Origin of the sequence: Pseudomonas sp. 22490, assembly GCF_052044465.1 — a bacterium.
Classification (GTDB): domain Bacteria; phylum Pseudomonadota; class Gammaproteobacteria; order Pseudomonadales; family Pseudomonadaceae; genus Pseudomonas; species Pseudomonas aeruginosa.
This window is the reverse complement of the sequence record NZ_JBQENS010000012.1, coordinates 44977-58617: the sequence shown is the minus strand read 5'-3', so window position 1 is coordinate 58617 and position 13641 is coordinate 44977. Positions and strand designations below refer to the sequence as shown.

General features: G+C 67.2%; 14 protein-coding genes. 1 reads left to right on the top strand and 13 read right to left on the bottom strand.

The features are described 5' to 3' along the window. Positions 1-241: 241 nt before the first annotated feature. The 4 genes from ACTJJX_RS15325 to amaB all read right to left on the bottom strand — a co-directional run bounded on the left by ACTJJX_RS15325 (position 242) and on the right by amaB (position 4408). The gene (locus ACTJJX_RS15325) at positions 242-997 is read right to left on the bottom strand and encodes an RES family NAD+ phosphorylase (RefSeq protein ID WP_003112528.1); all 756 of its coding nucleotides are present in this window, start codon (positions 995-997) and stop codon (positions 242-244) included. A gap of 134 nt (positions 998-1131) precedes the next feature. Continuing rightward, on the bottom strand, positions 1132-1500 hold the full coding sequence (locus tag ACTJJX_RS15320) for an antitoxin Xre/MbcA/ParS toxin-binding domain-containing protein (RefSeq protein ID WP_440782010.1): 369 nt from the start codon (positions 1498-1500) through the stop codon (positions 1132-1134). A 72-nt stretch (positions 1501-1572) separates the two neighbouring features. Beyond that, positions 1573-2859 carry an L-pipecolate oxidase gene (gene amaA / locus ACTJJX_RS15315; RefSeq protein WP_003112529.1) on the bottom strand — a complete coding sequence of 429 codons (1287 nt, stop codon included), beginning with the start codon at positions 2857-2859 and terminating at the stop codon, positions 1573-1575. Between the two features lie 55 nt (positions 2860-2914). After that, positions 2915-4408 carry an L-piperidine-6-carboxylate dehydrogenase gene (amaB, locus tag ACTJJX_RS15310; protein ID WP_003086325.1) on the bottom strand — a complete coding sequence of 498 codons (1494 nt, stop codon included), beginning with the start codon at positions 4406-4408 and terminating at the stop codon, positions 2915-2917. 174 nt (positions 4409-4582) lie between these two features. Between amaB and ACTJJX_RS15305 the strand changes: the two genes are divergently transcribed. Then, positions 4583-5059 carry a GreA/GreB family elongation factor gene (locus tag ACTJJX_RS15305; protein WP_003112531.1) on the top strand — a complete coding sequence of 159 codons (477 nt, stop codon included), beginning with the start codon at positions 4583-4585 and terminating at the stop codon, positions 5057-5059. Between the two features lie 2 nt (positions 5060-5061). Here the strand turns inward: ACTJJX_RS15305 and ACTJJX_RS15300 are convergent, their stop codons facing one another. The 9 genes from ACTJJX_RS15300 to ACTJJX_RS15260 all read right to left on the bottom strand — a co-directional run bounded on the left by ACTJJX_RS15300 (position 5062) and on the right by ACTJJX_RS15260 (position 13624). Further along, positions 5062-5337, bottom strand: a complete 276-nt coding sequence (locus ACTJJX_RS15300; RefSeq protein ID WP_169057979.1) for a zinc ribbon domain-containing protein — start codon at positions 5335-5337, stop codon at positions 5062-5064. 98 nt (positions 5338-5435) lie between these two features. Next, complete coding sequence (locus tag ACTJJX_RS15295; protein WP_003120635.1) at positions 5436-6686, bottom strand: OprD family porin; 1251 nt, start codon at positions 6684-6686, stop codon at positions 5436-5438. A 78-nt stretch (positions 6687-6764) separates the two neighbouring features. Then, positions 6765-7751: an NADH:ubiquinone reductase gene (locus tag ACTJJX_RS15290; RefSeq protein WP_003158195.1), complete on the bottom strand. Its 987-nt coding sequence runs from the start codon at positions 7749-7751 to the stop codon at positions 6765-6767. A gap of 15 nt (positions 7752-7766) precedes the next feature. Continuing rightward, a complete protein-coding gene (locus ACTJJX_RS15285; RefSeq protein ID WP_003123194.1) occupies positions 7767-8684 on the bottom strand; it encodes an SDR family NAD(P)-dependent oxidoreductase in 918 nt (305 codons plus the stop codon). Between the two features lie 40 nt (positions 8685-8724). Beyond that, positions 8725-9870, bottom strand: a complete 1146-nt coding sequence (locus ACTJJX_RS15280; protein ID WP_003158194.1) for an acyl-CoA dehydrogenase family protein — start codon at positions 9868-9870, stop codon at positions 8725-8727. Position 9871: 1 nt separating this feature from the next. After that, positions 9872-10633, bottom strand: a complete 762-nt coding sequence (locus ACTJJX_RS15275) for an enoyl-CoA hydratase/isomerase family protein (protein ID WP_003086299.1) — start codon at positions 10631-10633, stop codon at positions 9872-9874. Further along, entirely contained in the window at positions 10633-11697 is a 1065-nt protein-coding gene (locus ACTJJX_RS15270; protein ID WP_003158193.1) for an acyl-CoA dehydrogenase family protein, read from the bottom strand. The genes ACTJJX_RS15275 and ACTJJX_RS15270 overlap by 1 nt, the downstream gene beginning before the upstream one ends. Before the next feature lie 140 nt (positions 11698-11837). Beyond that, the gene (locus ACTJJX_RS15265; protein WP_003158192.1) at positions 11838-12245 is read right to left on the bottom strand and encodes a PaaI family thioesterase; all 408 of its coding nucleotides are present in this window, start codon (positions 12243-12245) and stop codon (positions 11838-11840) included. A 23-nt stretch (positions 12246-12268) separates the two neighbouring features. Then, complete coding sequence (locus ACTJJX_RS15260; protein WP_003158190.1) at positions 12269-13624, bottom strand: MFS transporter; 1356 nt, start codon at positions 13622-13624, stop codon at positions 12269-12271. Between the last annotated feature and the right edge of the window lie 17 nt (positions 13625-13641).

Sequence of the window (13641 nt, the reverse complement as noted above, 5' to 3'; positions counted from 1 at the left end):
AGTTACGTTTCAAACATGAAAAATCAAGCGTTTAGAGCCTAACGCTCTCAACCCTTGACAAGCTGCTTTCCATTTGTGCACAAATTTTCGCCGAAGCCTCTTGCCGCCCCATTGCAGGGCAATGCCGTTCGAAATCCTCAGCCGCTCTTTCCCTCGGGGCATGCAGGCCAGCCCTGCCCAACAGGCAGGTGGCGGCCTTCAGACGGTGCCCCCGGATCGCTGGCAACCGAGCCCCCTCCACTCACGCCGGATGCGGCAACTTTCCGTCCACCAGGAACAGCTCCCAGGAGAAGATTTTCGGCGACCCCGGCACATGCGCCGGCTTGAAGGCCACGTAACCGGCCGTGGTTTCGCACAGCCAGGGCGTCAGGTTGCGAGGACGCTTTTCGGTGAAGGCCGCGGGCGTGAACAGGGCGACATTGCAGCCGCGCTCCGGGCAACGCGCCGAACGGTATTCGAATGCCTGCACCCCGGCGCTGCGCATGGCACTTCCCAGTTCCTGGGGAGCGCGGTAGTCGGCGATGTCGGTCAGCGCAGCCTCGTGATCGGAGAAAGGCGGCGCCTGCAGACGGATTCCCCGCTCCACCTTCCAGCCCGCCTCGAACGAAGCGTGCTCGGACAGAATCCTCCCGCTCGGTGGCGGCACCACCATGCCACTCCACAGGACGCAACGGTAATACGCGCTTTCGGCCATGGCCGTTTCCAGCTTCAGCGCGGCGTAGAACAGGCTTGGCTCGTGGCGACGGCCAAACCGCGACCCCCAGCGCAAGGGCGGATAACGGAACGGGGTCTTCAACAGGTAATGCAATGGCTCGGCATCCGCCGGCACCGGCGGCTTGCTCGACTCGAGCAGTTCCTCGAGCAACGCCTGTTCTTCCAGGGTGTCGACCAATTGCAGGGTCGCCACCTGCTCCTGGCTCTCCACCAACCGCACCAGGCGCCCCTGGAGCGGTCGGATATGCCGCTCACCCTTGCACTGTCGCCAGATCTCGCTCACCTTCCGCCCCTCGCTTCCTGTGGTGTCGGATGCCAGCGTAGCGGCACCGCAGTCTCCATTCAGCCAGGCTTGTCGCCTCTGGCTGCCAGCCTTTTCCGTGACAGGCGTAGGCCCCCGTACAGGCGCGCCGGGTATCAGACCTTGCCGCGGATCGCATCGAGGTATTCCAGCACATGAACCAGGCCCTGCACCTGTCCCATCAGTGCCAGCGGCTCGCCCGCCAGGTGATGGTTGGGAGTGCGCAGGAAGTGGCGCATGTCCTCCTGCTGCCCGCCGAACAGGGCATACAGTGCGCGATAGACTCGCACCAGCAGCAGAGCCAGCTCGCCGGTCTTGCTGTCCACCAGCAAGCCCTGGGTCTTCCAGCGGCTGATGGCGCTGCGATCGACGCCGACGATGCCGGCCAGTTCGAGCTGCGTCAGCCCCAATTGCTCGCGCGCGGCCAGGACGGCCTTGGCCAGGACGGCATCGGCGCTGGGACGTTCCTTGATGAGAGCGCTCATGACGACCTCCTCATGTGTGTTTACAACAAACTATCATTATTTTGCTGAAAACACACCTTGATTCGGTCGAGCCTAGAGAACCACGCGCAAGCATTGACCGGCGTGATAGAGAGAAAAACCCATCTCGTAGGCGCAACTGCGCAGCCTGGCCGCGGGGACGGGCTTCATGTCACTGAACGGCAACGGCAATGTCGCTCGCTCGCCGCTCAGCAAGTAGTCGGCGAACGCCTTGCCCACTACCGTACCGGTGGTCACGCCGCGTCCGTTGTAGCCGGTCACCGCCAGCAAGCCTTCCGCAGGCTCGAACAGGCGCATCAGATGATCGGGGGTGAAGGCGATGCAACCCGTCCAGCTGTACTCCCAGTTGACCTGGCCCAGGTCGGGAAAGTAATGGCTCTGGATTCGATCGGCCCATTGCCGCAGGAACCAGGCGGGCTTGTTCGCGCCATTGCCGAGGCTTCCCAGCAACAGGCGACCCTGGGCATCGCGACGAATGCTGCTGAGCACCGTCCTGGTATCCCAGGAACCCTGGCCGTGAGGCAGGATGCGCTCGGCCGCGGCGCCGTGCAGCGGCGCCGAAGCCACCTGGTAGTAGTAGCCGGGAAAGAAGTGCCGCCTCAGGTTGGTCCACTCGCCCTCGGTATAGGCGTTGGAGGCGATCACCACCTGTTCCGCCAGTACCGCCCCCGCGCTACTGCGCACCGCCCACAGCGCGCCCTGCCGCTCCAGGGCGAGCACCGGCGAGCGCTGGTACAGTTGGCCGCCCCGCTGTACGACGGCGGTGGCCAGTCCGCGCGAATAGGCCATGGGATTGAGAGTGCCGGCGCGTCGGTCGAGCAACGCCGCGCTGATTCGCCGGGTGCCGCAGGCCTCGTGGCAAGCCGCGCCGGTCAGCAACTCCAGCGGAGCGCCGCGGCGCGTCCACTGCGCGTGACGGCGTTGCAGATCGGCCACGCCGCTGGCGTTGTGCGACATGTGCAGGGTACCCTCGCGGCGCAACTGGCAATCGATGCCGAGGCGTTCGATGGTCTCCATCACCAGCGCCGGCGCCCGCCCCAGCACGGCGTTGAGCTTTTCTCCCTGCTCGGCGCCGAGGGTGGCGACCACCTCGTCCGGGGGAATCCAGGTGCCGGCGTTGATCAATCCGACATTACGTCCCGACCCGCCGTGGCCGACCTCGTACGCTTCCAGCACGCACACCGAACGGCCGGCCTCCAGCAGGTGGAGCGCCGCCGAAAGCCCGGTGAAACCGGCGCCGATCACACATACGTCGGCGCGCTGCTCGCCGTTCAGGCTCGCCGCTCCGGACAGGCGAGGCGTAACCACTTCCCACAGACACCGTTGCTGCAAACCGCCCATGCGCGACTCCGCTGCCAGCCTCATTGCCATGCGGCGGGAGCCCGCCGCGCCCCGTTCAATCGAAGGTGATGCCCTGTGCCAGCGGCAGCTCGCGGGAATAGTTGACGGTGTTGGTCTGCCGTCGCATGTAGGCCTTCCAGGCGTCCGAGCCGGACTCGCGGCCGCCGCCGGTCTCTTTCTCGCCGCCGAACGCCCCGCCGATTTCCGCCCCGCTGGTGCCGATGTTGACGTTGGCGATCCCGCAGTCACTGCCCGCCGCGCCCTGGAACAGTTCCGCCTCGCGCAGGTCGGTGGTGAAGATGCACGACGACAGTCCCTGGGGAACCTCGTTGTTCAGGCGCAGGGCCTCGTCGAAATCGCGGTAGCCGACCACGTACAGGATCGGTGCGAAGGTCTCCGTGCGCACCACTTCGGTCTGTCCCGGCATCTCGACGATGGCCGGCGACACGTAGTAGGCATCCGGATAGCGCTCCTGCAATTGCCGCTCGCCGCCGAACACCCGCCCCCCCTGCTCGCGGGCTCGCGCCAGGGCGTCCTGCATGGCCAGGTAGCTGCGTTCGTCGATCAGCGGCCCGACCAGGTTGCCCTCCAGCGGATGACCGATACGGACCCTGGAATAGGCTGCCTTGAGGCGCTCGACTATCTCGTCCTTCACCGACTCATGGGCAATCAACCGGCGCAAGGTGGTGCAGCGCTGCCCGGCGGTGCCCACCGCGCCGAACAGGATGCCGCGCACCGCCAGGTCGAGGTCGGCGCTTGGCGCCAGGATCATCGCGTTGTTGCCGCCCAGTTCGAGGATGCAGCGAGCGAAACGCGCCGCCACCCGCGGCGCCACTTCGCGCCCCATGCGAGTGCTGCCGGTGGCGCTGACCAGGGCGACGCGACGGTCGTCCACCAGCGCTTCGCCGGCCTCGCGGTCGCCGATCAGCAATTGGCTCAGGTGCGCCGGCGCATCGCCGCCGAAGGCCCGCGCGGCACGCTCGAACAGTGCCTGGCAGGCCAGTGCGGTGAGGGGGGTCTTCTCCGAAGGCTTCCAGACCACGGAATTACCGCAGACCAGCGCCAGCGCGGTATTCCACGACCACACCGCGACTGGGAAGTTGAACGCGCTGATCACGCCTACCACGCCCAGCGGGTGCCAGGTCTCGCGCATGTGGTGGCCGGGACGCTCGGATGCGATGGTAAGACCGTACAACTGGCGCGAGAGGCCCACCGCGAAGTCGCAGATATCGATCATTTCCTGGACTTCGCCGAGGCCTTCCTGGGTGATCTTGCCCGCCTCCCAGGACACCAGTTCGCCGAGTTCGGCCTTGTGCCGACGCAATTCCTCGCCGAACAGCCGCACCAGTTCACCACGGCGCGGCGCCGGCACCTGGCGCCAGGCGCGGAACGCCTGTTCGGCGCGCTCGACCTTGGCGGCAACGGCGGCGCGCCCCTCCAGTCGCACCGCAGCCAGGCGACTGCCGTCGATGGGGGTATGCACGGCAAGCTCGCCATCGCGAAAGGCATTGGGGTCGAGGCCGAGACTGCGCAGCAATCCGTCGATCATGTGAGGTTCTCCTGGCTGTTCGTTTCCGCTCGTTTTAGTCGGTTTGCCCGGTAGCAACAAACGACCTTTATTCGCCACGTCATTCCGAGTTTTCATACTGGCTCCGAGCTGTCGCGATCCGCCGTGTTTCCCGTACCATGCACGCCTTCGCCGGCCAGCCCCCGCCTACCCGACATGGACAAGAAAAAGCTGTTGCGCCTGATCACGGAAAAGCTCGCCGCGGACCTGGAAGTCGCCGTCCGCGCCGCGCAGACCGCCCATGAGACGGCAACCCACGAAGAGAACGTCGCCGAGAACAAGTACGACACCCTCGGCCTGGAAGCGGCCTACCTGGCCGCCGGGCAGTCGCGCCGGGTCGAGGAGATCCGCCAGGCGCTGGGCCTGTACCGCAACCTGGTGCTGCGCGATTTCGACGAGGAACAGGGCATCCAGCTCACCGCGCTGGTCACCCTGCTGAACGCCGACGGCAGCCGGCGAACAGTGTTCCTCGGCCCCGAGGCGGCCGGGCTGAAGATCGATTGCGAAGGTCGCGAGGTGTTGGTCATCACGCCTCGCTCGCCACTGGGCCAGAGCCTGATCGGCAGGCACCCGGGCGACGAGACCGGGGCGAAGGACTCCCCCCTTGCGGTGGAAATCCTCGCCGTCGACTGAGGCTACTGCTGCGGCGCACCGCAGGCGCCGCAGAACTTCGCGCCCGCCGCGAGATCGGCGCTGCAGGCGATACAGCGCAGCGGCGCCAGGGCGCCGCCGCAGCCCTGGCAGAATCGTGCCGTCGCCGCATTCGCGGTGCGGCAGGCGGGACAGGCCATTCCCGCCGCGACTGGCGCCGGCGGATAGCCGCCCTGACCGCGGTGATGACCGCCGCCGTGATGACCACCGCCCTGTCCATGATGACGCCCACCCATCAACAACCGTTCGAAGAACCCCATGGCACAACCCTCTCGTCTGGATCTGACGGCTTCCAGTGAAAAGGCTGTAGCCACTACAGGGTCAATGGCGCGGAAACATCGGGAAACTCAAGTCCGCTTCACCACAGCGGCAACGCGTAGCTGACGATCAGCCGGGTCTCGTCGATGTCGTTGCCGAAATCGCTGCGGAAGGTGCCGTTGCGCAACTTGATCCCCAGGTTCTTCAGCGGCCCCGATTGCACCAGGTAGGCGATATCGGTGTCCCGCTCCCATTCCTTGCCGCGCCCACCGCCGTCCAGAAGGTCGATGTGTTCGCCACGCAGGTAGCGGCTCATGAATGTCAGGCCGGGCAGGCCGATGGCGGCGAAGTCGTAGTCGTAGCGCAACTGCCAGGAGCGCTCGTCCTTGTTGGCGAAATCGCCGATCTGCACGAAGTTGACCAGATACGGATCGGTCCCGGCCAGGTAGGCGAAGCCGCTGTCGCCGGACATGCGCTGGTAGCCGAGGCCGAAGGCGTGGCCACCCAGGCGATAGGTGAACAGCGCATTCAGCGCGCGATTGTCGACGCGGCTGCCGCCCTCGTCGGTGGAACGCGCCCAGCGGATGTCGGACTTCAGCGACTGGTCATCGGTGAGCGGCAAGAGGTGCTGCACGCCGAGATAATGCTGGCGGTAGAAATCCTCCAGGTTGGCGTAGTGGTAGCTGCTGCTCAGGCGCTCGCTCCAGCGGTAGGTACCGCCGGCGAAGTCGAAGCGGTCGCTGCCGGGGTGCCGGCCCGCCAGTACGTTGCGCTTGTTGCCGCGGGTGATGCCGAGGTCTTCGGCGTTGGTCGAGTCGCGCTGCTTGACCTGGCGCAACTGGCCAAACTGCAGCGCCAGCCCGTCGATCTCGTTCACTTCCAGCAGTCCACCCTGGAAGGTTTGCGGGTGCAGGCGCGTGTCGTTGAACTGCACCACCGGCAGCCTGGGCATCAGGCTGCCGATCTTCAGCGTACTGTGCGAGACCCGTAGCTTGGCGGTCAGGCCCAGGCTGGAATAGTCGTGGGCGGCGCGCCGGTCGCTCGTCGAATACGGCAACAGACCACTACCGGATCGCTCTGGCGAGGAGTCCAGCCTGACGCCCAGCAGGCCCAGCGCATCGACGCCCAGGCCGAAGAGCCCCTCGGTGTAGCCGGACTCGTAGCGCAACAGGAAACCCTGCGCCCACTCCTCCGAATAGGACTGGCTGGCGCCGGGCTGGCGATAGTCGCGATTGAAATAGAAATTGCGCAGTTCGAGGCCGGCCTTGCCGTCGGCGAAAAACTCCGCCTGGGCGAACGACGGCAGCAACGCCAGCCCCGCGGCCAGCATCGGAACGGGAAGAATTTTCATTGTTGTTGTCTCTTCGTCGTCAGTGGATAGACACGGCGCCGCGACCACTCCCTGCCGCGACCGCCGTGGCGGAGCGGATCAGACCCCGGCGAGCATGCCCTCCAGGCGTTGACGCACCAGTTGGCGCGCCTGCTCGACGATGTCCCTGAGCAACTCGGCGCAGGCCGGTTCGTCGTCGATCAGGCCCTGGACCATGCCGGCCGACCAGATCCCCAGGTCGGCATCGCCCTGCTGGTACACCTGGCGACCGCGCTGGCCGCTGACCAGCGCGGCGATATCGGCGTAGCCGGCGCCGCCGCGTGCCTCGATCGCCAGTACTTCCTGGCTGATCGCGTTGCGCGCCACCCGCGCGGTATTGCGCAGGGAACGCATGATCAGGTCGGTGGAACGCTCGTCGGCCGCACGGATCGCCGCCTTCACCGCAGGGTGTATCGGACATTCGCGAGTGGCCAGGAAGCGCGTGCCCATGTTGATCGCGTCGGCGCCCAGCGCCAGCGCCGCGACCAGGCCACGTCCATCGGCGAAACCGCCGGAGGCGATGATCGGCACGCGTAGCCGGTTGGCCGCGGCCGGCAGCAACACCAGGCCGGGGATGTCGTCCTCGCCCGGGTGGCCGGCACACTCGAAGCCGTCGATGGAGACGGCGTCCACGCCCAGTCGCTCGGCCTTGAGCGCATGGCGCACGGCGGTGCACTTGTGGATCACCTTGACGCCGTGTCGACGGAATTCGGCGATGTGCTCGCCGGGGTCGTTGCCGGCGGTTTCGACGACGCGGATTCCCGTCTCGATGATGGCTGCGCGATATTCGGCATAGGGCACCGGCTTCTGCGTCGGCAGCAAGGTCAGGTTGACCCCGAACGGCCGATCGGTCAGCTCGCGGCAGCGGGCAATCTCCGCAGCCAGTGCCTCCGGGCTCGGCTGGGTCAACGCCGACAGCGTCGCCAGGCCACCGGCGTTGGCCACCGCCGCAGCCATCTCGGCACGGCCGACCCACTGCATGCCGCCCTGCATGATCGGGTGTTCGACGCCGAAGGTCTCGGTGAAACGGGTCCTGAACACGCCCATGGATTGCCTCCTCGGTCAGATCGGGTCCCAGGAGAACACGTCCGGGCTGCGCGCCAGGTCCATGAAGCTGCCGCGCAACGCCGGCATGCCGTGCTCGGCGATGCTCTGCGGGGTCCAGCCGTGCTCGCTATGCACACTGCGCAGCGGCCGGCTCTGGCTCATCAGGAAGAGTTCGTGGTGACGCGCGGCGAACACCTGGCCGGTGACCTCGCGGGCGGCGTCGGACGCCAGGTAGACGGCCAGCGGCGCGTTCTTCTCGGGGGTCATGCGCTGCAGCTTGTCGACGCGGGCCTTCTGCTCCGGGGTTGCGGCCGGGATCGAGTCGGTCATCCGGCTCCAGGCGAACGGCGCGATGCAATTCGAACGCACGTTGTAGCGCTGCATGTCGAGGGCGATGGATTTGCTCAAGGCGACGATGCCCAGCTTGGCCGCGGAATAATTGGCCTGGCCGAAGTTGCCGATCAGCCCGGAAGTGCTGGTCATGTGTACGAAGGCGCCGGCCTGCTGGGTACGGAAGCGTTCGGCGGCGGCCCGGCTGACGAAGAAGCTGCCGTTGAGATGGACATTGATCACCGACAGCCAGTCGTCGGCGCTCATCTTGTGGAAGATCGCATCGCGCAGGATGCCAGCGTTGTTCACCACGATATCCAGACGCCCGAAACCGTCCATGGCGCATTCGACGATACGCCGCGCGCTGTCCCAGTCGGCGACGCTGTCGGTGTTGATCAGACCTTCGCCGCCTCGCTGGCGGATCAGGCCAAGGGTCTCTTCGGCCGGCGAGGCCGACCCGCCCTCGCCCTGTAGCGATACGCCGATATCGTTGATCACCACCCGTGCCCCGGAATCGGCCAGGGCCAGGGCGATCTCGCGGCCGATGCCGCCGCCCGCGCCGGTAACGATCGCGACCTTGCCTTCATTGAGTCTGCTGCTCATGGGTAATCCTCTTCGTCCCGTGGATGTCGTTCGGTTGCGCTCAGCCCGGCAGGCCGAGGACGCTCTTGGCCAGGATGTTGCGCTGGATTTCGTTGCTGCCGCCGTAGATGGTGGTCGGCCGCGACTGGATGAAGATCCCCGCCGGATGCAGCTCGGGGTCTTCGGCGAAGGGCTGCAGCAGGGCCGAGTCCTCCCCGGCGACCTCCAGGCCCAGCTCGCTGATGCGCTGGAACAGTTCGGACTGGAAGATCTTCAGCATGGATACCTCCGGGCCGAGGCTCTCCCCACGCCGCAGGCGTTCGGCGAAACGCTCGTAGAGCGCCTTGTGGCTGTCCAGGTCCATGCTCAGCGCGGCGAAGCGGCGCACGAACAGAGGGTCGTGCCACAGTCCCAGGTGCCGGGCCAGGCGCTCCAGGCGCTGGAGAGCGAAGGTGGACTGCTTGGGCGAACCGAGGAAGATCCGCTCGAAACCGAGCAGCGCCTTGGCCATGCTCCAACCCTGGTTGATTCCGCCGACCAGGCTGTCGTAGGGCACCCGCACGTCGTTGAAAAACACTTCGCAGAACTCGCCGTGCAGCTCCAGGTTGAGGATCGGCCGCACCTCGATGCCCGGGCTGTCCATCGGCACCAGCAGGAAGCTGATGCCGTGCTGCGCCTTGGCGCTGCGCTCGGTGCGGACCAGCAGGAAGATCCAGTTGGCCTCAGAGCCCATGGTGGTCCAGGTCTTCTGTCCGTTGATCACCCACTCGCCGTTTTCCAGGCGCGCCTCGGTGCGCAGGCTGGCCAGGTCGGAGCCGGCGTTGGGCTCGCTGTAGCCCTGGCACCAGATGTCTTCGCCGCTGAGAATGCGCGGCAGGAAGCGCGCCCGTTGCGCCTCGTCGCCATAGCGGATCAACAATGGGCCGAGCATGGTCACGCCGCTGTCGGGCAGGCGCGCGCAGCCGTACTCCTCCATTTCCTCCATCATGATCAGTTGCTTGCCGGCGCTCAGCCCCATGCCGCCGTACTCCCTGGGCCAGCCGGGACACAGCCAGCCCTGGCGCGACAACAGCAGGTACCACTCGCGGGTTTCCTCGCGCCCCAGGCGACGGGGCGGATTGCGGATGCGCTGCGGATAGTTGGCGGCGATCCACTCACGGACCATCAGGCGAAAGGCGTTGTCGTCGAGACTGTCGTAGTCGGTCATCTCAGTTTCCTCTGAATACGGGGGGACGCTTGGCGAGAAAGGCCGCCTTGCCCTCGGCGTGGTCGGCGCTGAGAAACAACTGGCTCTGCAACTCGCCCTCCCGCTCCAGCAATAGGTCAAGGCCCTCGGCGAGCAACGCCTTGGTCATCGCCAGGGGCAACGGCGCCTGCTGCTCCACCCGCCCGGCCAGCTCCAGCGCCATCGCCAAGGCGCCGCCAGCGGCGCAGAGGCGGTCGGCCAGGCCGATGCGCAGTGCCTCCTCGGCCTCTACCACCTGGCCGAACATCAGGATCTGCCGTGCCCGCCCCCAACCGATGCGCGCCGGCAAGGTATGCAACTGGCCGAGGTCGGCGAGCAGCCCGACCTTGCCGAAGCCGGCGGCGAAGCGGGCGCCGGCGCCGCAAACGATGCTGTCGCAGGCCAGCGCCACGGACAGCCCGGCCCCCACCGCCCAGCCCTCGACCGCGGCGATCAGCGGCTTGCCCATGCGCACCATCTGCCGCACCAGCCGCGCGTTGTCCTGCATTCGCGCCCTGCCGGCGGCCAACTCGGTCACCCGCATGTCGCCCAGGTCGCCGCCGGCGCAGAACACCTCTTCGCCACCGGTCAGCAGCACGCTGCGGATCGATGGGTCGCATTCGGCCGCCTCCAGGGCCCGCAGCAATTCCATGCGCAGCGCCGGCGACAGTGCGTTGCGCCGGGCCGGGTTGTCGAAGCGCAACAGGCGCACCGTGCCGCGCGTTTCCTGCAACAAACCGCTCATCAGGCCACCTCCCGCTGTAGCAGCGCGGCGTAGCGCGCCTTGTGGAACGCCAGCGAGCCGTGGGCATTGAGCAGTACCATGGCGCGGCGCAGGAACAGGCCGATGTCCGCCTCGTCGGTGTAGCCGATGCCGCCGTGCAACTGGATGGCCTGGCGGGTCACCAGCAGAGCCGCTTCCGAGGCCCGTACCCGTGCGCTGGAAACCTGCCGCTGGCGCTCGCTTTCCGACGCCCCGGCATCGATCGCGGCGGCGGCCTGCTCGACCATGGCGCGCGACAGTTCGATCTGGATCCTCAGGTCGACCATGCGGTGCTGCAGCGCCTGGAAACTACCGATCTCGCGGCCGAACTGGCGACGTACCTTGAGGTACTCCAGGGTTCGCTCGAAGGCGCCATCCATCAGTCCGACCAGATAGGCCGCGCAGGCCAGCGCTGCCTCGTCCAGAACCTGTTCCGTTACCTCGCCGGACAACCACCGTGCCGGCGCATCGCGGAAACGCAGGCGCGCCAGGTGAGCGCCATCCTGGGTCGCCTCGCAGAGCAGTTCCACGCCATCGGCATCGCGCTCGACCAGCGCCAGGCCCTGCTCGCAGGCCACCAGCCAGGCATCGGCGGCACCAGCCAGATGTACGTGAGCGACTTCGCCGTGCAACCGCCCTTGCTGCATACGAGGGCGTCGCCGCCCATCGCGGTAGGCGATGCCCGCCGGCAGGACCAGCCGCTCAGCGGCCAGCAACGCAACGCGCTCGTCTTCCGGCAGCAGCGGCGCCACCAGCCCGGCCTCGATCAGCGGCTCGGGCAGCAGGCCGCGCCCCAGCGCCTCCAGCAACGCCGCGTATTCGCTCATGCCCAGGCCGCTGCCGCCCAACGCTTCATCCAGGCGCAGCGCCGGCCAGCCCATGGCGCAGACCTCGCGCCAGGCCTGGCGGTCCACCCCGCTACCGGTGAAACGACCGCGGCGCACGCGGGTCAGGTCGCCGTCGCGTGGCACCAGCGAAGCCGCGCTGTCGCGGATCATCCGCAGACGCTGCTCGCGCTCGCCGGCCCACTCGTCTTGCTCACTCATCTGTTCGCCCTCCTGTCGATACGCCGTCCGCCCGTCCGTCATCTGCACGGGAGGCGCCGGCTTGTCCGCGCGGAGCGACCGCGCAGGCCGTGGTCCGGACGCGCGACGGATGGCTCCGCTGCCGCGCCGCCGGAACTCCGCTACGGCTTAGCCGCGCGGTACCTGAAGCTGCCCGAGGCCATGGCGATGACCTCGCCGTCCTCGTTGCAGATTTCCGCCGTGCAGAAGCAGATCGTGCGGGTCCGTCGCACCACCCTGCCAACCGCACGAAGCTCGCCGCGGGCGCTACCCATGAAGTGGGTAGCCATGTCGATGGTCACCATCGAGCAGTCCGGCAGGCAGGCACGGATCGCCTGGGCCATGGCGGCGTCCAGCACCGACATCAACACCCCGCCGTGGAACTGTTGCAGGTAGTTCATCAGTTCCGGGCGATGCCCCAGGCGCACCCGCGCCACCCCGTCGGCATCGGTCCAGCGCTCGAGGCCGATGAACTCCTGGAAGCTGGCGGGCCGCTGCTCCGCCGCTGGCTGTCGTGGAAAAGAACTCATGGATGTGCACTCCTTCCGCAGGATCAGGCCTTGGCCGCGCGCCGCTCGGCGGTATCCCCGGCACTGCCCGGCGCTTGCCGTCGGGAAGCGCTCTCGGCATCGCGGGACTCGCGGTTCGGGTCGTAGAGCCGGTCCGCAATGAACAGCGCCGGGATCAACCCGGTGAGCACGTAGGTGATGCCCATCACCAGGAAACCCGCGCCGATCGACACGTGGGTGGCCAGCAGGCCGATGCCGGCGGGCGCCACCGCCGCGCCGATACGACCCAGGTTGTAGGCGGTGCCCACCGCCGAGCCGCGGACGCGGGTGGAGAAGCTCTCGGTCATGTAGGTGGCCAGCACCCCGACCGGAACGCCATAGATGAAGCCGAAGGTGATGAGGATCCAGAGGATGTTGGAAGGCGAGTGGTAGAACACGATCAACGGCATGAAGGCGGCGCTGCCGATGGCCCCGGCGGCGAAGGTCAGGCGCCGGCCGAAGAGATCGGCGCAGACGCCGGCGGCGACCTTGCCGAGGATCATCGCACTGTAGGTGCCGACCATGTAGCCGGTCATCGACTTGAAGTTCATCCCCAACTCGCTCTCCAGGTAGGACGGCATCCAGTTGTTGGTGCCGTAGTAGCCGAACAGCAGGAAGCAGGAGGTGAGGCTCCAGAGCAGGAACATGCCGCGCGTTTCCGGATCGCCCAGCATCCGTCCCAGCGGGCCGGCGCCGCCAGCCTCGGCGTGGCTCTGCGGAGCCGCGCCGGGACGCTGGCGCCCGGCCTGGGCCGCGAGCCAGGACGGCGACTCCGGCACCCAGGGCCGCAGGGCCAGGCAGACCAGCGCCGGCGCCACGGCGGTGAAGAACAAGGCGCGCCAGCCGAACTCGGGGATGATCTGCCCCGCCAGCAGGGTCGCCACCAGGTAGCCCACGGTCCAGCCGGCCTGCATGGCGGCGAGGATGGTGGTGCGGTACCTGGTTCCGACGCACTCGGACATCAGGATGTTGCAGGCGACGAACAGCGAGCCGAGGCCGAGCGAGGCGACGAAGCGGATCAGCGCGAACTGCCAGTAGTTCTGGGTCAGCCCCAGCAACGCGGTACCGATGGAGAACAGCACGATGGTCCAGGTCACCACTCGCACCCGGCCGAAGCGGTCGCAGCACCAGCCGCCATAGATACCACCGACGGCCATGCCGGCGAGAGTCAGGCTGCCGAGGGAGCCGGCTTCGAAGTTGCTCAGGCCGAATTCGGCCTTCAGGCTGTTGAGGCTGTAGGCCAGGAACATCAGGTCGACGCCGTCGGCGAGCAGGCCGAGGAAGCAGAAGACGAAGGCGATCAGCATGGTGCGCCGGGAAATGGCCGGCGCCGGGTTCGGGGAAAGCGCGGTTGCATTCATTATTCTTGTTCTCGCAA